This window comes from Oceanimonas pelagia (genome assembly GCF_030849025.1).
Lineage (GTDB): Bacteria > Pseudomonadota > Gammaproteobacteria > Enterobacterales > Aeromonadaceae > Oceanimonas > Oceanimonas pelagia.
The window spans coordinates 2292123-2309707 of sequence record NZ_CP118224.1 but is presented as its reverse complement, the minus strand read 5'-3'; the positions used below and the strand labels follow the sequence as shown (position 1 = coordinate 2309707).

General features: G+C 63.2%; 17 protein-coding genes. 15 read left to right on the top strand and 2 right to left on the bottom strand.

All coding sequences use genetic code 11. The features are described from left to right. Positions 1 to 3: 3 nt before the first annotated feature. The 15 genes from hscA to PU634_RS10900 all read left to right on the top strand — a co-directional run bounded on the left by hscA (position 4) and on the right by PU634_RS10900 (position 15820). Positions 4 to 1848 carry a Fe-S protein assembly chaperone HscA gene (gene hscA, locus PU634_RS10970; RefSeq protein ID WP_306760835.1) on the top strand — a complete coding sequence of 615 codons (1845 nt, stop codon included), beginning with the start codon at positions 4 to 6 and terminating at the stop codon, positions 1846 to 1848. Positions 1849 to 1850: 2 nt separating this feature from the next. Then, positions 1851 to 2189: an ISC system 2Fe-2S type ferredoxin gene (gene fdx / locus PU634_RS10965; protein WP_306760834.1), complete on the top strand. Its 339-nt coding sequence runs from the start codon at positions 1851 to 1853 to the stop codon at positions 2187 to 2189. 31 nt (positions 2190 to 2220) lie between these two features. Beyond that, positions 2221 to 2421, top strand: a complete 201-nt coding sequence (iscX, locus tag PU634_RS10960; protein WP_306760833.1) for a Fe-S cluster assembly protein IscX — start codon at positions 2221 to 2223, stop codon at positions 2419 to 2421. 400 nt (positions 2422 to 2821) lie between these two features. Beyond that, positions 2822 to 4120, top strand: coding sequence for an aminopeptidase PepB (gene pepB, locus PU634_RS10955; RefSeq protein ID WP_306760832.1), 1299 nt, complete (start codon positions 2822 to 2824; stop codon positions 4118 to 4120). Positions 4121 to 4227: 107 nt separating this feature from the next. Next, positions 4228 to 4659 carry a nucleoside-diphosphate kinase gene (gene ndk / locus PU634_RS10950; RefSeq protein ID WP_306760831.1) on the top strand — a complete coding sequence of 144 codons (432 nt, stop codon included), beginning with the start codon at positions 4228 to 4230 and terminating at the stop codon, positions 4657 to 4659. A 185-nt stretch (positions 4660 to 4844) separates the two neighbouring features. Then, positions 4845 to 6362 carry a nucleobase:cation symporter-2 family protein gene (locus PU634_RS10945; protein WP_306760830.1) on the top strand — a complete coding sequence of 506 codons (1518 nt, stop codon included), beginning with the start codon at positions 4845 to 4847 and terminating at the stop codon, positions 6360 to 6362. Between the two features lie 152 nt (positions 6363 to 6514). Then, entirely contained in the window at positions 6515 to 7633 is a 1119-nt protein-coding gene (gene rlmN / locus PU634_RS10940) for a dual-specificity RNA methyltransferase RlmN (RefSeq protein WP_306760829.1), read from the top strand. 58 nt (positions 7634 to 7691) lie between these two features. After that, positions 7692 to 8438 (top strand): type IV pilus biogenesis/stability protein PilW, encoded by a 747-nt coding sequence (pilW, locus tag PU634_RS10935; RefSeq protein ID WP_306760828.1) that lies wholly within the window; start codon positions 7692 to 7694, stop codon positions 8436 to 8438. Further along, the gene (locus PU634_RS10930; protein WP_306760827.1) at positions 8428 to 9393 is read left to right on the top strand and encodes a RodZ domain-containing protein; all 966 of its coding nucleotides are present in this window, start codon (positions 8428 to 8430) and stop codon (positions 9391 to 9393) included. Before pilW ends, PU634_RS10930 begins: the two co-directional genes overlap by 11 nt. 21 nt (positions 9394 to 9414) lie before the next feature. After that, a complete protein-coding gene (gene ispG / locus PU634_RS10925; protein WP_306760826.1) occupies positions 9415 to 10533 on the top strand; it encodes a flavodoxin-dependent (E)-4-hydroxy-3-methylbut-2-enyl-diphosphate synthase in 1119 nt (372 codons plus the stop codon). A gap of 40 nt (positions 10534 to 10573) precedes the next feature. Beyond that, complete coding sequence (gene hisS, locus PU634_RS10920; protein WP_306760825.1) at positions 10574 to 11851, top strand: histidine--tRNA ligase; 1278 nt, start codon at positions 10574 to 10576, stop codon at positions 11849 to 11851. Position 11852: 1 nt separating this feature from the next. Beyond that, positions 11853 to 12497, top strand: a complete 645-nt coding sequence (locus tag PU634_RS10915) for a YfgM family protein (protein ID WP_306760824.1) — start codon at positions 11853 to 11855, stop codon at positions 12495 to 12497. Beyond that, positions 12494 to 13666 (top strand): outer membrane protein assembly factor BamB, encoded by a 1173-nt coding sequence (bamB, locus tag PU634_RS10910; protein ID WP_306760823.1) that lies wholly within the window; start codon positions 12494 to 12496, stop codon positions 13664 to 13666. Before PU634_RS10915 ends, bamB begins: the two co-directional genes overlap by 4 nt. Positions 13667 to 13739: 73 nt before the next feature. After that, positions 13740 to 15257: a ribosome biogenesis GTPase Der gene (gene der / locus PU634_RS10905; protein ID WP_306760822.1), complete on the top strand. Its 1518-nt coding sequence runs from the start codon at positions 13740 to 13742 to the stop codon at positions 15255 to 15257. 122 nt (positions 15258 to 15379) lie between these two features. Beyond that, positions 15380 to 15820 carry a universal stress protein gene (locus PU634_RS10900; protein WP_306760821.1) on the top strand — a complete coding sequence of 147 codons (441 nt, stop codon included), beginning with the start codon at positions 15380 to 15382 and terminating at the stop codon, positions 15818 to 15820. Between the two features lie 30 nt (positions 15821 to 15850). Here PU634_RS10900 and PU634_RS10895 read toward each other — a convergent pair whose 3' ends face one another. Continuing rightward, positions 15851 to 15991, bottom strand: a complete 141-nt coding sequence (locus PU634_RS10895; protein WP_306760820.1) for a hypothetical protein — start codon at positions 15989 to 15991, stop codon at positions 15851 to 15853. Between the two features lie 83 nt (positions 15992 to 16074). Next, the gene (mltF, locus tag PU634_RS10890; protein ID WP_306763685.1) at positions 16075 to 17478 is read right to left on the bottom strand and encodes a membrane-bound lytic murein transglycosylase MltF; all 1404 of its coding nucleotides are present in this window, start codon (positions 17476 to 17478) and stop codon (positions 16075 to 16077) included. Positions 17479 to 17585 lie beyond the last annotated feature (107 nt).

Genomic DNA, 17585 nt, shown 5'->3' with positions numbered 1-17585 from the left:
CTCATGGCATTGTTACAAATTTCCGAGCCGGGCCAGAGCGCGGCTCCGCACGAGCACAAGTGGGCCGTAGGCATCGATCTGGGCACCACCAATTCCCTGGTGGCCGTGGTGCGCAGCGGCCTGGCCGAGACCCTGGCCGACGAGCAGGGCCGGGAACTGCTGCCGTCCGTGGTGCACTACACCGCCGACGGGCTGCGGGTGGGCTTTGATGCCAGGCACGAGGCCGAATTCGATCCGCAGAATACCATCGTTTCGGTCAAGCGGCTGCTGGGCAAGGCCCTGGCCGATGTGCCGCAAGCGCGACTGCCCTACGATTTCCGCGATACCGGCGACGGCATCATCGAGCTGAACACGCCGCAGGGACCGGTGAATCCGGTTCAGGTATCCGCCGAAATTCTCAAGACCCTGGCCGCCCGGGCCGAATCCGCCCTGGGCAACCCCATTGAAGGGGCGGTGATCACAGTGCCGGCCTATTTCGACGACGCCCAGCGCCAGGGCACCAAGGACGCGGCCAAACTGGCCGGGCTGAATGTGCTGCGCCTGCTCAACGAGCCCACCGCCGCCGCCATCGCCTATGGCCTGGACTCCGGTCAGGAAGGGGTGATTGCGGTGTATGATCTGGGCGGCGGCACCTTTGACATTTCCATTCTGCGCCTGCACAAGGGCGTGTTTGAAGTGCTGGCCACCGGCGGCGACTCGGCCCTGGGTGGTGACGATTTCGATCACGCCCTTGGCGACTGGATTCAGCAGCAGGCCGGTGTGACCGAGCTGACTCCGGCTCAGCAGCGCAACCTGCACGATGCCGCCACCGCCGCCAAGGTGGCGCTGACCGACAACGACAGTGTCACCGTCAGCTGGGAAGGCTGGCAGGGTGAGCTCAGCCGTGAACAGTTCAACAGCCTGATCCAGCCCTGGGTCAACAAGACCCTGATGGCTTGCCGCCGCGCCCTGAAGGACGCCGGTGTCAGCCAGGACGAGGTGCAGCAGGTGGTGATGGTAGGGGGCTCCACCCGGGTTCCGCTGGTGCGGGAGCGGGTCGGGGAGTTTTTTGCCCGGGAGCCGCTCACCAGCATCGATCCCGACAAGGTGGTAGCCATCGGCGCCAGCATTCAGGCCGATATTCTTATCGGCAACAAGCCCGACAGCGACATGCTGCTGCTGGATGTGATCCCCCTGTCCCTCGGCCTGGAGACCATGGGCGGCCTGGTGGAAAAGGTGATTCCCCGCAACACCACCATTCCCGTGGCCCGGGCCCAGGAATTCACCACCTTCAAGGACGGTCAGACCGCCATGGCCATTCACGTGGTACAGGGCGAGCGTGAGCTGGTGGCCGACTGCCGCTCCCTGGCCCGTTTCGTGCTGACCGGCATTCCGCCCATGGCCGCCGGCGCCGCCCATATCCGCGTGACCTTTCAGGTGGACGCCGACGGCCTGCTGTCGGTGAGCGCCATGGAGAAATCGTCAGGAGTACAGGCCAGTATCGAGGTCAAGCCCTCTTACGGTCTGAAGGAAGAGGATATTTCCTCCATGCTCAAGGCCTCGTTCGAGCATGCCCAGGAAGACATAGCCGCGCGCATGCTGGCCGAGCAGCGGGTGGAAGCGGCCCGGGTGGTGGAGAACATCATCAGCGCCCTGCAGGCCGACGGCGATGAGCTGCTCAGCGAGCAGGAGCAGGCCGAGGTGGTGGCCTGCCTGGAGGCGCTGCAGCAGGTGGCTCAGGGGGACGATCCGGACGCCATCAAGCGCGCCATTGAACAGACCGACAAACAAACCGCCGACTTTGCCGCCCGCCGAATGGACGCCTCCATTCGCAAGGCACTGGCCGGCCAACGAGTGGACAAGGTGTAACGATGCCGAAGATTGTATTTCTGCCCCATGCCGAGCTTTGCCCCGAGGGCGCTGCCGTCGAGGCCGAAACCGGGGAAACTGTACTGGATGTGGCGCTGCGCAATGGTATCGACATTGAGCACGCCTGTGAGAAGTCCTGTGCCTGCACCACCTGCCATGTGATCGTGCGGGAAGGCTTTGACTCGCTGGAGGAAAGCTCCGAGCTGGAAGACGACATGCTCGACAAGGCCTGGGGTCTGGAGCCCGAGTCCCGTCTGGGCTGCCAGGCCCGGGTGGACGATGAGGATCTGGTGGTGGAAATTCCGCGCTATACCGTCAACATGGTATCCGAAGGCCACTGATCACGGAAAAGTCCAAGGAGGAGGGGGACCCATGAGCCTGAAATGGACCGACAGCCTGGACATTGCCCTGGCGCTGATGGAGCAGTACCCGGAGGTGGATCCCAAAACCGTGCGCTTTACCGATCTGCACCGGTGGATCTGCGAGCTGGACGAGTTCGATGATGAGCCCGAGCATTCCAACGAGCGCATTCTGGAAGCGGTGATCCTCGCCTGGATGGACGAATACGACTGAATCGACCTTGCGTTGCAGGCTGGGCCGTGCAGTCTCGTCGACCAAAGGGCACTACTTCTGCGGCACGCCGTGAATACCTCCATGTAGGCTCCACTGCGCCATCCCTGGCGCAGAGGGCGCGCCGAAGCAGACACCCTTTGCCCTCCTGATTTTGGCACTGAGTTGCCGGCCACTTGCCGGCAGACAATGCGAGTGTCAGGCGAAGCTGCAGTGTGGATTACCGTAGCCGACCGTCAAATGTCATGGATGACATTTGCCGAGCGCCCCACGGATGGGCTTGAAGCGTGTCGGCGGAGTGTAACCACGCTTCAGCTTCGAATTGTCAGAGCTTATAGCTTTCTCTTGAGCCACAGTGATACTGTGGCTTTTTCCGTTTTTGACGAACAACCAAGGAGTCATGATGTCCGCGACCATGAAGGTAATGCTGACCACAGATGCCGCCCCGGCCTGCTGGGGCGACAAGGCGCTGCTCAGCTTTCAGAATGACGAGGTGCGGGTGCACCTGGGTGAAAACGGTGAGCCGCTGCGTCGGGTGCAGCAGGCGGGGCGCAAGCTCGATGGCATGGGCATCAAAAACGTGGCGCTTTGTGGTGACGACTGGACGCTGGAAAGCCGCTGGGCCTTTGCCCAGGGCTTTTATAACGCCAAGGGCGGCCAGCGGCTGGAGCTGGGGGAGATGAGCGCCGACGACCAGGCCGAGTTCGATGCCCGCCGCACCGCCATCAACTGGGTGCGGGAAATGATTAACGGCACCCCGGAAGACGTTTATCCGGCCTCCCTGGCCACCGAGGCCGGCAAGTTTATTCAGTCCCTGGCCCCCGAAGCGGTGAGCTACCGCATCTACAGCGGCGAACAGCTCAAGGATCTGGGCCATGTGGGCATTTACGAAGTGGGCCGGGGCAGCAGCCGTCCGCCCACCCTGCTGGAGCTCGACTACAATCCCGGTGGCGACCCCGATGCCCCGGTGGCCGCCTGCCTGGTGGGCAAGGGCATTACCTTTGACTCCGGCGGTTACAGCATCAAATCTTCTGACGGCATGTCGGTGATGAAGTCCGACATGGGCGGCGCCGCCACCGTGACCGGCGCCCTGGCCCTGGCCATTGCCCGTGGCCTCGGCCGCCGGGTGAAGCTGTTTCTGTGCTGTGCCGAAAACCTGGTGTCCGGTCACGCCTTCAAGCTGGGGGACATTCTCACCTACCGCAACGGCCTGAGCGTGGAGATCCTCAACACCGACGCCGAGGGCCGGCTGGTGCTGGCCGACGGCCTGCTGGCGGCGTCCGAGACCGGTGCGCCCTTTATTCTGGATGCGGCCACCCTCACCGGCGCCGCCAAAATGGCGCTGGGCCGGGATTACAACGCCGTGTTCAGCATGAACTACGAGCTGGCACAGCAAACGGTACAGGCGGCGAAGGACGAAGGCGAAAAGGCCTGGCCGCTGCCGCTGGAGCCGTTCCACCAGAACCTGCTGACCTCGGCCTTTGCCGACATGGCCAACGTGCATGCGGGCGAGGGTCAGGCCGGGGCATCCACCGCCGCGGCGTTTTTGTCCCGCTTTGTGCCGGACAACGGCCGCAACTGGGTGCACCTGGATCTGTCCGGCTCCTACCAGAAGGTGCCCAACGAGCTCTGGGCCGCCGGTGGCAAGGGCCATGGCGTGCGCACCATTGCCGCCATGCTGGCCCGGATGTGCCAGGCCTGAGCCGCAAGAAAAATACACGCAGGCGGTGTTAACTCGCCGCCGCTTTACGTATAATCCGCGCGTTTTTACCGTTGAAAACAGAACCTGTTGATTTAAAGGATACCCCTATGGCTATCGAACGTACCTTTTCCATCGTCAAGCCCGACGCCGTTGCCAAGAACCTGATCGGTGCCATCTACGGCCGTTTTGAGTCTGCCGGCCTGAAAATCGTTGCCGCCAAAATGGTTCACCTGAGCCGCGAGCAGGCCGAAGGTTTCTACGCCGAGCACAGCGAGCGCCCCTTCTTCAAGGCCCTGGTTGACTTCATGACTTCCGGTCCGGTGATGGTGCAGGTGCTGGAAGGTGAAGATGCCATCCGTCGCAACCGCGAAATCATGGGTGCCACCAACCCCGCCGAAGCTCTGGCCGGTACCCTGCGCGCCGACTACGCCGACAGCATCGACGAGAACGCCGTGCACGGCTCCGACGCCCCGGCTTCCGCTGCCCGCGAAATCGCCTATTTCTTCAGCGACGAAGAACTCTGCCCGCGCACTCGTTAATCGCGAGCCGACCGGCAAACAAAAAGGCGCTTCGGCGCCTTTTTTTATGCGTGGATCCCGGGCTCATGCTCTGACTGTTATTTATGTATACATAACCTGTAAAAATTGTTTACACTTATTGCAACATAAAAGATGATATTGTTGTAATTATGGTATGCATCAATTAACAAGTTCAGGGAGTGATCATGAATACAGAGTCACGTAGCAGCGCGGCAGGGAAGCGCCCGGAAGACGAAAACCTGGGGTTGGGCGCCAACATCGCCTACGGTTTTCAGCATGTGCTGACCATGTACGGCGGTATTATTGCGGTGCCGCTGATCGTGGGCCAGGCGGCGGGCCTGGCCTCGGCGGAAATCGGCATGCTGATCGCCGCCTCGCTGTTTGTGGGCGGCGCCGCCACCCTGCTGCAGACCCTGGGGATTCGTTTCTTTGGTTGCCAGCTGCCGCTGGTGCAGGGCGTGTCCTTTGCCAGTGTGGCCACCATCGTTGCCATCGTCACCTCCGGTGGCGGCCTGCCTTCGGTGTTTGGCGCGGTGATCGGCGCGGCCCTGATCGGCCTGCTGATCACCCCCGTCTTTTCCAAAATCATTCGCTTTTTTCCGCCCCTGGTGACCGGTGCGGTGATCACCACCATCGGCCTGACCCTGATGCCGGTGGCGGCGCGCTGGGCCATGGGCGGCAACAGCCAGGCCGAAGACTTTGGCAGCGTGACCAACATCGGCCTGGCCGGCGCCACCCTGGCCATTGTGCTGTTGCTGAGCAAGCTGGGTAACGCCGCCATCAGCCGGCTGTCCATTCTGCTGGCCATGGTGCTCGGCACCCTGCTGGCCTGGTCCATGGGACTGGTGGACTTCTCCCGCGTGCTGGAGGGGCCCGTTTTTGCCTTCCCCACGCCGTTTCATTTCGGCATGCCGGTGTTTGAGCTGGCCGCCATCATCTCCATGCTGATCGTGGTGCTGGTGATCCTGGTGGAAACCTCCGCCGACATTCTGGCGGTGGGTGACATCATCGACACCAAGGTAGACTCCCGTCGCCTGGGCGACGGCCTGCGCGCCGACATGATCTCCAGCGCCATCGCGCCCATGTTCGGCTCCTTTACCCAGAGCGCCTTTGCCCAGAACGTGGGCCTGGTGGCGGTCACCGGCGTCAAGAGCCGCTACGTGGTGGCCGCCGCCGGCTGTATTCTGGTGACCCTGGGGCTGCTGCCGATCATGGGCCGCATAATCGCCACCGTGCCCACCGCCGTGCTGGGGGGAGCCGGTATCGTGCTGTTCGGTACCGTCGCCGCCAGCGGCATTCGCACTCTGGCCAAGGTGAACTACACCAACAACATGAACCTGATCATCGTGGCCACCTCCATCGGCTTTGGCATGCTGCCCATTGCCGCGCCCAGCTTCTATCACCATTTTCCGGACTGGTTCGCCACCATCTTCCACTCCGGCATCAGTTCCACCGCCATCATGGCCATTGTGCTGAACCTGCTGTTCAACCACCTGAACTGGGGTAATTCCGACAAGCAGTCGGTGTTTGCGGCGGGCACCGACCGTACCATTCGCCAGGAAGACATCGCCTGTCTGCAGGACGGTGACTACTTTGTGGACGGCAAGCTGTTCGATGCCGAGGGTAACGAGGTAACCATTGAAGTGTGCAAGGGCCGTTCCGGCCGGCAGCCGGTGCTCAAGCCGGTGGCCGAAGGACACTGAGGCCGCGATTGCCAACTGCCATGAGGCCGCCTTGCGCGGCCTTTTTCACGAGTGCCGTACGACGCCGGTTCAGGCCGGCACTGGCAACCCGGTGCTAAACTCTGTACAATTTCGCGCCCTGTGGGCTCTGGTCATAACGCGTGAGGCAACCGATGAGTGAAACCAAAATCAATCTGCTGGATCTGGATCGTGACGGCATGCGTGAACTTTTTCACGAGATGGGTGAAAAGCCCTTTCGTGCCGATCAGGTGATGAAGTGGATTTATCACTTTGGTTGCGACGACTTTGATCAGATGACCAACATCAACAAGGTGCTGCGGGGCAAGCTGAAGGAGCGCGCCGAGATCCGCGCGCCCGAGATCAGCGTGGAGAAAAAGTCCGCCGACGGCACCATCAAGTGGGCCATGCAGGTGGGCGGCCAGGAAGTGGAAACCGTGTATATTCCCGACGGCGACCGCGCCACCCTGTGTGTGTCGTCCCAGGTGGGCTGCGCCCTGGACTGTAAATTCTGCTCCACCGCCCAGCAGGGCTTTAACCGCAACCTCAAGGTGTCGGAGATCATCGGCCAGGTCTGGCGCGCCGCCAGCCGGGTGGGGTTCAGCCGGGACTCCGGCCGCCGGCCCATCACCAATGTGGTGATGATGGGCATGGGCGAGCCCCTGCTCAACCTCAACAACGTGGTGCCGGCCATGCGGCTGATGCTGGAGGACTACGGCTTTGGCCTGTCCAAGCGGCGGGTGACCCTGTCCACCTCCGGCGTGGTGCCGGCGCTGGACAAGCTGGGCGACATGATCGACGTGGCCCTGGCGGTGTCGCTGCACGCCCCCAATGACAAGCTGCGCTCCGAGATCATGCCGATCAACGACAAGTACAATATCGCCGAGCTGCTCGCCAGCATTCGTCGCTATGTGGCCAAGTCCAATGCCAATCAGGGCAAGGTCACCATCGAGTATGTGCTGCTCGATCACATCAACGACGACATGCAGCACGCCCACGAGCTGGCCGAGCTGCTCAAGGACCTGCCCTGCAAGATCAACCTGATCCCGTTCAATCCCTTTCCGGGCAACCCCTATGGCAAGCCCAGCAACAGCCGCATTGACCGCTTCAACAAGGTGCTGATGCAATACGGTAATACGGTGACCATTCGCAAGACCCGGGGCGACGACATCGACGCCGCCTGTGGCCAGCTGGTGGGGGATGTGATCGACAGAACCAAGCGCACCCTGAAAAAACGGATGCAGGAACAAAATATATCCGTCACAATGGTTTAACTTCAAAATCAGTGGCGGGAAAGGAATGGGAAAGGCCATTTTATTGCCGGCAGTCTTGATGGCCGTAGCCCTGGCCGGTTGCGTCAGTGAAACCGTTCATCTGAGCCAGGGCCGGCAAACCGGGGAAGTGGTGTTTGAGCCGTCCCAGGCGGCCCTCACCAGAATGAACCTGGGGCTGGAATACCTGCGTCGGGGTGATACCGGCCAGGCCAAGTTCAACCTGGAGCGGGCCCTGTCCCAGGACGCCGCCAATCCCGATATTCATCTGGCCCTGGCGTACTTTTTTCAGACCGTGTCCGAATATGACAAGGCGGAACAGCATTACCGCCAGGTGCTGCGGCTCAATCCGCAGCACGGCGACGGGCTGAACAACTACGGTGCTTTTCTGTGTGCTCGGGAACGATTTGACGAAGCCGATGTCATGTTCAGGAAGGCGGTGGCGGTGTTTGGTTATGCCAAGGTGGCAGACACCCTTGAAAACGCCGCCCTCTGTGCCCAGGACGGGGGCAATGACGCCGCGGCGCTGGACTATTTTCGCCGGGCGCTGGAATACAGCCCGGGCAAGCCCCGGGCCCTGCTCGGCATGGCCGGGCTGGAGCTCGAACGGGGTGAGCCGGTGTTTGCCCAGCTTTACCTTGACCGTTACCGGCAACGACATTCACCCACCGCACAGAGTTTATGGCTGACAGTGCGTACCGCACAGGCACGGGGGCAGGGCACACAGGCCCGGCAGGCCGGTGCCGAGCTGGTACGTTTATTTCCGGATTCAGAACAGGCCGAGCGATTGCTGAAACATGACGATTAACGAAGAACAACAACAAGCCGGTGACGAGCCCCAGACACCGACAACCGGGCCGGGCGCCCTGCTGCGCCAGGCGCGTGAAGGCCGGGGCTGGAGCCAGAACGAGGTGGCCCGCCGGCTCAACCTGAGAGTGGCGGTGATCGAGTCCATTGACGGCGATCATTACAAGGCCGGCGTAGCCATGACCTTTTTGCGGGGCTACGTCAAGGCCTACGCCCGCCTGGTGGGCGTCAGCGAGCAACAGGCGCTGGCGGCCTTTGACGGCATGGCGGGCATGGAGCAGTTGCGCAGCGCCGGCCCGGCGCCCATGCAGAGCTTTTCCAAAAAGACCCGCCAGCAGGCCAGCGACAAATGGCTCAAGCGCATCAGCTGGCTGGTGCTGCTGGGGCTGCTGGCCTCACTGGTATTCTGGTGGTGGCAAAACAGCGGCTCGGGCTACATTACCCGGGAGCCCGAGCTTCCCGAGAGCAGCCTGCCCGCCGAGCCTGCGCCGGCGGTGCCCGACACCGCCGTGCCGGCCCCCGATGCCGCAGAGGTAGCTGCGCCGGCCGGTGAAGAACAGCCTGCAGCCGTACCGGCTGAGGTGACGGCTCCTGACACGGCGCCGGCGGACGTTACCGAAACGGCTGAAACTGTCGAGGCGTCGAGTGAGCCGGTGCAGGCCGAGGCCGCCGAGGCGGCTAAGCCGGAGCCGGAACCCGCACCCGCCGCCGATCCCGGCCTGCTGGTGCTGAACTTTACCGCCGATTGCTGGATAAAGGTCACCGATGCTCAGGGCAGGGTGCTGTCGGAAGGGGTGAAGACCGCCGCCGATCGCCTGGAGCTCCGGGGCACGCCGCCGTTCCGGCTGGTGCTGGGCGCGCCCCAGGCGGCCAGCGTGGAATACCTGAACCAGGCGGTGGATCTGACCGCCTTTCGCGCCGGCCGGGTTGCCCGTCTGACCGTGCCGCAATCCTGATGTAACGAACAAGAGCAAACCATGTCCCAACACGAATCTCCCATTATTCGCCGCAAGTCCAAGCAAATTCGTGTCGGCTCCGTGCTGGTGGGGGGCGATGCCCCCATCAGTGTGCAGACCATGACCAATACCCTGACCACCGACGTGGCCGCCACCCTGGCCCAGATTCGGGCGGTGGAAAAGGCCGGTGCCGATATCGTGCGGGTGTCGGTGCCCACCATGGAGGCGGCAGAAGCCTTCAAGGCCATTCGTGCCGGCACCTCCATGCCGCTGGTGGCCGACATTCATTTCGACTACCGCATCGCCCTGCAGGTGGCGGAATACGGCGCCGACTGCCTGCGCATCAACCCGGGCAACATCGGCCGGGAAGACCGGGTGCGCGCCGTGGTGGACTGCGCCCGGGACAAGGGCATTCCCATCCGCATCGGCGTCAACGGCGGTTCGCTGGAAAAGGATCTGCAGGAAAAGTACGGCGAGCCCACGCCGGCGGCGCTGGTGGAGTCGGCGCTGCGTCATGTCGACATTCTCGACAAGCTCAACTTCGACCAGTTCAAGGTGAGCGTCAAGGCTTCCGACGTGTTTCTGGCGGTGGGCGCCTACCGGGAGCTGGCGCGCCAGATTGAGCAGCCGCTGCACCTCGGCATCACCGAAGCCGGCGGCTTTCGCAGCGGCGCGGTCAAGTCCGCCATTGGCCTGGGCATGCTGCTGGCCGAGGGCATCGGCGACACCCTGCGCATCTCCCTGGCCGCCGATCCGGTGGAAGAGGTCAAGGTCGGCTTTGACATTCTCAAGTCCCTGCGCATTCGCGCCCGGGGCATCAACTTTATCGCCTGTCCGTCCTGCTCCCGTCAGGAATTTGATGTGATTGGCACCGTCAACGCCCTGGAAAACCGGCTGGAAGACATCACCACCCCCATGGATGTGTCCATCATCGGCTGTGTGGTCAACGGGCCGGGCGAGGCGCTGGTCTCCGATCTGGGGCTGGCCGGCGCCCAGCGCAAGAGTGCCTTCTACGACGGTGGCGAGCGGGTGGACCGGCTCGACAACACCCAGCTGGTGGATGCCCTGGAAGCGCGCATTCGCGCCAAGGTGGCCATGATGGATCCCGCTGCCCGCATTCCGGTGCAGGACAAGGACTGAGCCCGCTTTTACCCTATCGATTCAGAACAGAGATTTTTTTGTGGCCAAACAAATTCAAGCAATTCGAGGAATGAACGACTGCCTGCCGGAACAGACTCCGGCCTGGCAACAGGCGGAAGCCGTGCTGCGCAACACCATGAGCGCCTACGGCTACAGCGAAATCCGCCTGCCCATCATGGAAGTGACCGGCCTGTTTCAGCGTGCCATCGGCGAAGTGACCGACGTGGTGGAAAAGGAAATGTACACCTTTGAGGATCGCAGCGGCGACAGCCTGACCCTGCGCCCGGAAGGCACCGCCGGCTGTGTGCGCGCCGGCATCGAGCACGGCCTGCTCTACAACCAGGAGCGGCGCATGTGGTACATGGGCCCCATGTTTCGCTACGAGCGTCCGCAAAAGGGGCGCTACCGTCAGTTTCACCAGTTCGGGGTGGAAGTGTTCGGCCTGAACGGCCCCGACATCGACGCCGAGCTGATTATGCTCACTGCCCGTTTCTGGAAGACGCTGGGCGTGACCGAGCACCTGACCCTGCAGCTCAACAGCCTGGGCCAGCCGGAAGAGCGGGCCCAGTACCGCCAGGCGCTGGTGAAGTTTCTGCAGCAGCACGAAGCGCGTCTGGATGAAGACTGCCGCCGGCGCATGCACACCAACCCGCTGCGGGTGCTCGACAGCAAGAACCCCGAAGTGCAGGCGCTGCTGGCCGACGCACCGGTGCTGTCCGACTACTTCGGCGAGGCGACCCGCGCTCACTTCGACGGTCTGCAGGCGCTGCTGAGCGCCGCCGGCATTGCCTTTGAAATCAACCCGCGGCTGGTGCGCGGCCTGGATTACTACAACCTCACCGTGTTTGAATGGGTGACCGAAAGCCTGGGCGCTCAGGGTACCGTCTGCGGCGGCGGCCGCTACGACGGCCTGGTGGAGCAGCTGGGTGGTCAGGCCACGCCGGCGGTGGGTTTTGCCATGGGCATGGAGCGGCTGGTGCTGCTGCTGGAAACCCTGAACCGGGTGCCCGAGGAGCCGGTCCAGGCCGATGTATATGTGGCCATGATGGGCGACAGCACCCGCACCGCCGGTTTTGCCCTGGCCGAGCGGCTGCGGGACGAGCTGCCGGCGCTGCGCGTGATGAGTCACTGTGGCGGCGGCAATTTCAAGAAACAACTCAAGCGCGCCGACAAAAGCGGCGCCGCCGTGGCGCTGATCCTGGGCGAAGACGAAGTCGCCAGTGGTCAGGTGACGGTGAAATACCTGCGTGGCCAGGGCGAACAGCAGACCCTGGCACAAAGCGAGCTGGTCGCACTACTCAAACAGAAGGGGATTTGAGTTGGATATTTACAGCACGGAAGAACAACAGATTGAAGCCATCAAGCGCTGGTGGCACGAATACGGCAAGGCCATCATTCTGGGCTCGGCCCTCGGCCTGGCCGGCCTGTTCGGCTGGCGTTACTACCAGAGCGAACAGCTGGAAAGCCGCGCCGCCGGCGCCGAGGCCTTTGAGCAAATCAGCCGGGAGCTGGCCAGCGGGGGCAGTGCGGCCTTTGACCGGGCCGCGGCCTTTGTGAGTGAAAACCAGGGCAACAGCTACGGTGAGCTGGCGGCCCTGCTGCTGGCGGCGGAAGCGGTCAAGGCCAATGATCTCGCGCTGGCGCAACAGCAGCTGGAGCAGGCGCTGGCCGGCACCAGTGATGCGGCCCTGGCCAATACCGTGCGGCTGCGTCTGGCCCGGGTGCTGATCGCCGGCAACGAGCTGGATGCCGCCCAGGGCCGGCTCGATGAGGTGACCGGTGATGCCTTTGCCGCCCAGAAACATGAAATTCAGGGCGATCTGTTCCTGGCCCGGCAGCAGCCCGCCGAGGCCCGCGCCGCCTACGAGGCCGCCCGCAGTGCCGGCGGTGTGGGTGAAAACCCGGCGCTGACCCTGAAGCTGGACCACCTGGCCGCCGCGGCCGCACAGGGAGAGCAGCCATGAGCAGACCGCTGACCAAACTGCTGCCCCTGGCGCTGGCCCTCGGCCTGAGTGCCTGCGCCAGCCAGGCGCCGGTAGCCCCGGTGAGCCCCCTGCCGAACGTCGACAATGCCTTTGCCCCCGGCACCCGCTGGAGCGACTCGGTGGGCAAGGGCGTGGGCGATTACTATTCCCAGCTCAGTCCGGTGGTGGACGGCGACCGGCTGTTTGCCGCATCGCGGGACGGCGTGCTCAAGGCCTTTGAGCGTTCCAGCGGCGACGAATTGTGGGAAACCGAGCTCGACGAGCTGGACATCAACAGGAACCAGCGCAGCCCGCGCATTGCCGGCGGCCTGACCGCCGCCTATGGCAATCTCTATTTCGGTTCGGAAAACGGCGTGGTGTATGCCGTGTCCCAGAGCGACGGAACCCTGTTGTGGACCCGGGAAGTGCCCGGCGAAGTGCTGGCCGCCCCGGCGGTGGACGAAGGCAAGGTGGTGGTGCATACCAGCGCCGGCAACCTGGTGGCGCTGGATGCCACCACCGGCGAGCAGCAGTGGCTGCTGCGCAACGAGCAGCCCAGCCTGACCCTGCGCAGCATGGCCACGCCCATTACCGCCGGCGGCGCCGTGCTCTACGGCCGGGCCGACGGCCGGCTGGGCATTGCCCTGCTGGCCAACGGCCAGCCGGTGCGCGACACCCGCATTGCCAGCCCCCGCGGCGCCACCGAGCTGGAGCGTATGGTGGACGTGGCGGCCCGGCCGGTGATCCTGGGCGATATTCTGTTCACGATCGCCTATAATGGCCAGCTTACCGCCCATCAGCTGATTTCCGGCCAGCAGTTGTGGAAGCGCCAGTACCAGGGCTCGGAAGATCTGAGCACCGACGGTCGCCTGCTGTATATCACCGACAGCCGCAGCCACCTGTTTGCGGTGGATGCCCGCAGCGGCAGCGAAGTCTGGTCCAACACCGAGCTGGAAAACCGCCGGCTGACCGCCCCCGTGGTGTTTGGCGACCACCTGGTGGTGGGCGATGCCGAGGGCTACCTGTACTGGCTGGACCGCACCAGCGGTGCCATTGTCGCCCTGGAGCGGGTAGACAGCTCGGGCCTGTATGCCGCCCCTGTGGTGGCCGGTGACACCCTTTATGTGCAAAGCCGTGACGGTGAGCTGGTGGCGATAGCCCGCCCCTGAACCAGCCCCTCGGCGGCCACCGGCTCCTGATTCCAAGATTCAGGAGCCGTTATTGTTTTTTGGAGACGTTGTTATGATGCCAGTAGTGGCTCTGGTGGGCCGCCCCAACGTGGGCAAATCCACCCTGTTTAACCGCCTGACCCGCACCCGCGATGCGCTGGTGGCGGACTTTCCCGGTCTGACCCGGGATCGCAAATACGGCCAGGCCCGGGTGGGCGAGCTGGAATATATCGTGGTGGATACCGGCGGTATCGACGGCAGCGAGCAAGGCATCGAGCTGAAGATGGCGGCCCAGTCGCTGGCGGCCATCGACGAGGCCGACGTGGTGCTGTTCATGGTGGATGCCCGGGCCGGTCTGACTTCTGCCGACCAGGCCATTGCCGCTCACCTGCGCCGTTGCCAGAAGAAGACCCTGCTGGTGGCCAACAAGACCGATGGCATCGACGCCGATGCCGCGGTGGGCGAGTTTTACCAGCTGGGCCTGGGCGATATTTACCAGATTGCCGCGGCCCACGGCCGGGGCGTGCTGTCGTTGCTGGAAACCGCCCTGGCGCCTCAGCTGGAGCGGCTGGCCGGCGACACCGGTGGTGAGGAGCGCCCGGACGAGGAAAACGCCGACGGCGAGCAGGGCGATGAGCACGAGTTTGACGACGCCAGCCTGGAAGAGGCCATGGCAATGATCGACGAGCTGGCCGAGGAAGAGGCGATTCCCTTTGAGGATGCGCCCATCAAGCTGGCCATTGTCGGTCGCCCCAACGTGGGCAAGTCGACCCTGACCAACCGCATTCTCGGGGAAGAGCGGGTAGTGGTGTACGACATGCCCGGCACCACCCGGGATTCGGTGTACATTCCCATGCAGCGGGACGAGCAGGACTACATTCTGATCGACACCGCCGGGGTGCGTCGCCGGGGCAAGGTGCATGAGGCGGTGGAAAAGTTCTCGGTGATCAAGACCCTCAAGGCCATCGAGGATGCCAACGTGGTGCTGCTGGTGCTGGATGCCCGGGAAGGCATTTCCGATCAGGATCTCAGCCTGCTGGGTTTTGTACTCAATGCCGGCCGCAGCATCGTGCTGGCGGTGAACAAGTGGGACGGCCTGAGCCAGGACGTGCGTGACGACATCAAGCGCGAGCTGGATAGGCGCTTAGGGTTTATCGATTTCGCCCGTCTGCACTTTATCTCGGCGCTGCACGGCAGCGGCGTGGGCAACCTGTTCGAGTCGGTAAAAGAGGCCTATGCCTCGGCCACCAAACGGGTCAGCACCTCCATGCTCACCCGTATCATGCAGATGGCCCAGGACGATCACCAGCCGCCGCTGGTGCGTGGTCGCCGGGTCAAGCTCAAATACGCCCATGCCGGGGGCTATAACCCGCCGCGCATTATTGTGCACGGCAATCAGGTGAAGGATTTGCCCGACTCCTACAAGCGTTATCTGATCAACTATTTCCGCCGTTCGCTGCAGATAGTGGGCAGCCCCATTCGGGTGGAATTTCAGGAGGGGGACAACCCTTACGCCGGGCTGAAGAACAAGCTCACCGCCAGCCAGCTGCGCAAGCGCAAGCGACTGATGAAGCACCTCAAGAAAAAGTAACTTTAAAACGCCGGTCCAGCCGGCGTTTTTTTATCCATTTGAACCCTGTCTTTTTGCGCAGCAGGGCACTCCCGCCTAGGCTTGGTATGCATGCCCAACGATGGATTCCATGGAGGAAAACTATGTACGAGTCTCTGCTGGTCGCGGTGGATGGTTCCAAGCATGGCCGCAAGGCGCTGGAGCTGGCCTGCCACCTGGCCAAGGTCGACAATGCCGAGCTGCATATTCTGCACGTGCCCGAGGTGCTGCCCCACGAGGCCACGCTGATCTGGGGCATAGGTGCCGTCGCCATTGGTGACGAGCTCAAGGAGATGGAAGCCCTGGGCCATCGCATTATCTCCGGTGCCGAGGCCGAGGCGCGCAAGCTGGGGGTGAGCAATATTCATACCCATGTTGAAAAAGGCGAACCGGCCCGCACCATTTTAAGGCAGGCCGAGGCGCTGGGGGTGGAAGTGATCGTGCTGGGAACGCGCGGCCTGGGGGATCTGGCCGGGCTGATGCTGGGAAGTGTGTCTCACAAGGTGGCCAACAACGCCAAATGCGGTGTGATCACCATTCGTTGATGTCCGGGGGCGCCTCACCGGAGTGGGGCGTTACTCAAACCCGGCCTGGGTCAGAAAAAAGGTGGCGTTGCGGCGCACTATCTTGCGGCGCATGTCATTCATCATCAGTCTGCGGCGCGAGCCGCCAAGGGGTTTATGCTGTTTCAGCGGGGTACGTCTTCTTTTCAACATGGGTTTCTCCTGTTTCGGGGCCGTGTTCGCGGCCTGCCTGCCTTGATATCAGCTAGTAATAACGGCGTAAAGTGACAGTGTTATTAATATGTTGAAACTGTCGGCTGGCTCTCAGCCTGGGCGGTGGCCAGGCCGTTGTCGGTGGTGGGTTTATACAGCCACAGCAGGCTCTGGTAATACTGGCGAATGTTATTGACAAACTTCTGGGCCTCTCGGCCCCGGGCGTAACCATAGCGGGTTTTGCTGTGCCACTGGGGCTGATGCAACAAGGGCAGGTTTTCCTTGACCGCGGCCCAGGCGTCGGGATCCTGTCCCCGCAGCCGGGTGATGCGCCGGGCGTCGAGCAGATGGCCCAGTCCCAGGTTGTAGGCGGCCAGGGCAAACCAGACCCGCTCGCCGTCGGGAATGCTGTCGGGCAGGCGCTCAATCAGGCCGGCCAGATAGCCGGCACCACCGCGAATGCTCTGCTCCGGATCCAGCCGGTCGTGCACGCCCATCTGCCGGGCGGTGTCTTCGGTCAGCATCATCATGCCCCGTACCCCGGTGTAAGACTGGGCCTCGGGCTGCCAGTGGGACTCCTGATAGCTCACCGCCGCCAGCAGGCGCCAGTCCAGGTTGCCGGCGTGACGCTCGAACAACGGGCGGTAGCGAGGCAGCAGATCCTCGGCCCGGCGCAGAAAGGTGCGGGTATCCACATAGTCAAAGTCCTGAATGTGGCCAAAGTATTTTTCATTGAGCCGCGCCAGGGCGCCACTGGCCCGCTGCTCGGCAAAATAGCCGAGCATGGCCGCCAGCAGGCTGTCGTCGTCACGCCGGTCCATCACCCAGCTCACCGGCTGGGAGCTGGGCAGGCTGAAGGCGGCGTCCACGTTGGGGTAGTAGCGCTGAGTGCGGGCCAGCAGGGTGTCTTCCACCAGGGTGTAGTCGGTGCGGCCTTCGGCCACCTGGCGCAACAGATCTTCTGCGTCCGTGTCGCGGCGGGCTTCCCATTGCAACCCCGGCAGTTCTCCGGACATGCGGTGCAGCCATTCCGCCTGGCTGGAGCCGGCCAGTACCCGCAGCGTGCCGTTGAGCCGGGTCAGCTCCTGCGGCCGGGGCTCGCCCTTGCGATAGACCAGGGTCTGGGCCACCTCGTACAGGCTGGGGCCAAAGCGGTAGTGTTGCCGGCGCACCGGGGTGTCGGCCAGGCCGGCGGCCAGCATGTCGACCTGGCCGGCATCCAGCAGGGCGAACAGCTCGTCCAGGCTGTAGGCGGGCACCATGGTGAGGTCGACCCCCAGGTAGTCGGCAAAGCCCCGGGCCAGTTCGTAGTCCAGTCCTTCCTGGCGATCGTTGCGCAGAAAGTAATAGAGCGGATGATAAAGCGTGCCGACCCTGAGTTCCCCTCGGGCCTGAATATGCTGCTGCTGGGTGGCAGTCTCGGGATGGTCACAGCCGCTCAGGGCAAGCAGCCCCAGCAGCAGGATCAGGCCGGCGCGCAGACGCATGATAAGCAATGGCAACTCCTGATGTAAAAACGCCGGCATTTTATAGCAAAAGCCGGCGCATTCGTCAGGTTATTGCCGATATTTACGTCGCAAAGCCAGCCATTGCT

Coding starts and splice junctions, on each gene's coding strand:
- hscA (WP_306760835.1), top strand. CDS start 4: ATGGCATTGTTACAAATTTCCGAGCCGGGCCAGAGCGCGGCTCCGCAC.
- fdx (WP_306760834.1), top strand. CDS start 1,851: ATGCCGAAGATTGTATTTCTGCCCCATGCCGAGCTTTGCCCCGAGGGC.
- iscX (WP_306760833.1), top strand. CDS start 2,221: ATGAGCCTGAAATGGACCGACAGCCTGGACATTGCCCTGGCGCTGATG.
- pepB (WP_306760832.1), top strand. CDS start 2,822: ATGTCCGCGACCATGAAGGTAATGCTGACCACAGATGCCGCCCCGGCC.
- ndk (WP_306760831.1), top strand. CDS start 4,228: ATGGCTATCGAACGTACCTTTTCCATCGTCAAGCCCGACGCCGTTGCC.
- PU634_RS10945 (WP_306760830.1), top strand. CDS start 4,845: ATGAATACAGAGTCACGTAGCAGCGCGGCAGGGAAGCGCCCGGAAGAC.
- rlmN (WP_306760829.1), top strand. CDS start 6,515: ATGAGTGAAACCAAAATCAATCTGCTGGATCTGGATCGTGACGGCATG.
- pilW (WP_306760828.1), top strand. CDS start 7,692: ATGGCCGTAGCCCTGGCCGGTTGCGTCAGTGAAACCGTTCATCTGAGC.
- PU634_RS10930 (WP_306760827.1), top strand. CDS start 8,428: ATGACGATTAACGAAGAACAACAACAAGCCGGTGACGAGCCCCAGACA.
- ispG (WP_306760826.1), top strand. CDS start 9,415: ATGTCCCAACACGAATCTCCCATTATTCGCCGCAAGTCCAAGCAAATT.
- bamB (WP_306760823.1), top strand. CDS start 12,494: ATGAGCAGACCGCTGACCAAACTGCTGCCCCTGGCGCTGGCCCTCGGC.
- der (WP_306760822.1), top strand. CDS start 13,740: ATGATGCCAGTAGTGGCTCTGGTGGGCCGCCCCAACGTGGGCAAATCC.
- PU634_RS10900 (WP_306760821.1), top strand. CDS start 15,380: ATGTACGAGTCTCTGCTGGTCGCGGTGGATGGTTCCAAGCATGGCCGC.
- PU634_RS10895 (WP_306760820.1), bottom strand. CDS start 15,991: ATGTTGAAAAGAAGACGTACCCCGCTGAAACAGCATAAACCCCTTGGC.
- mltF (WP_306763685.1), bottom strand. CDS start 17,478: ATGCGTCTGCGCGCCGGCCTGATCCTGCTGCTGGGGCTGCTTGCCCTG.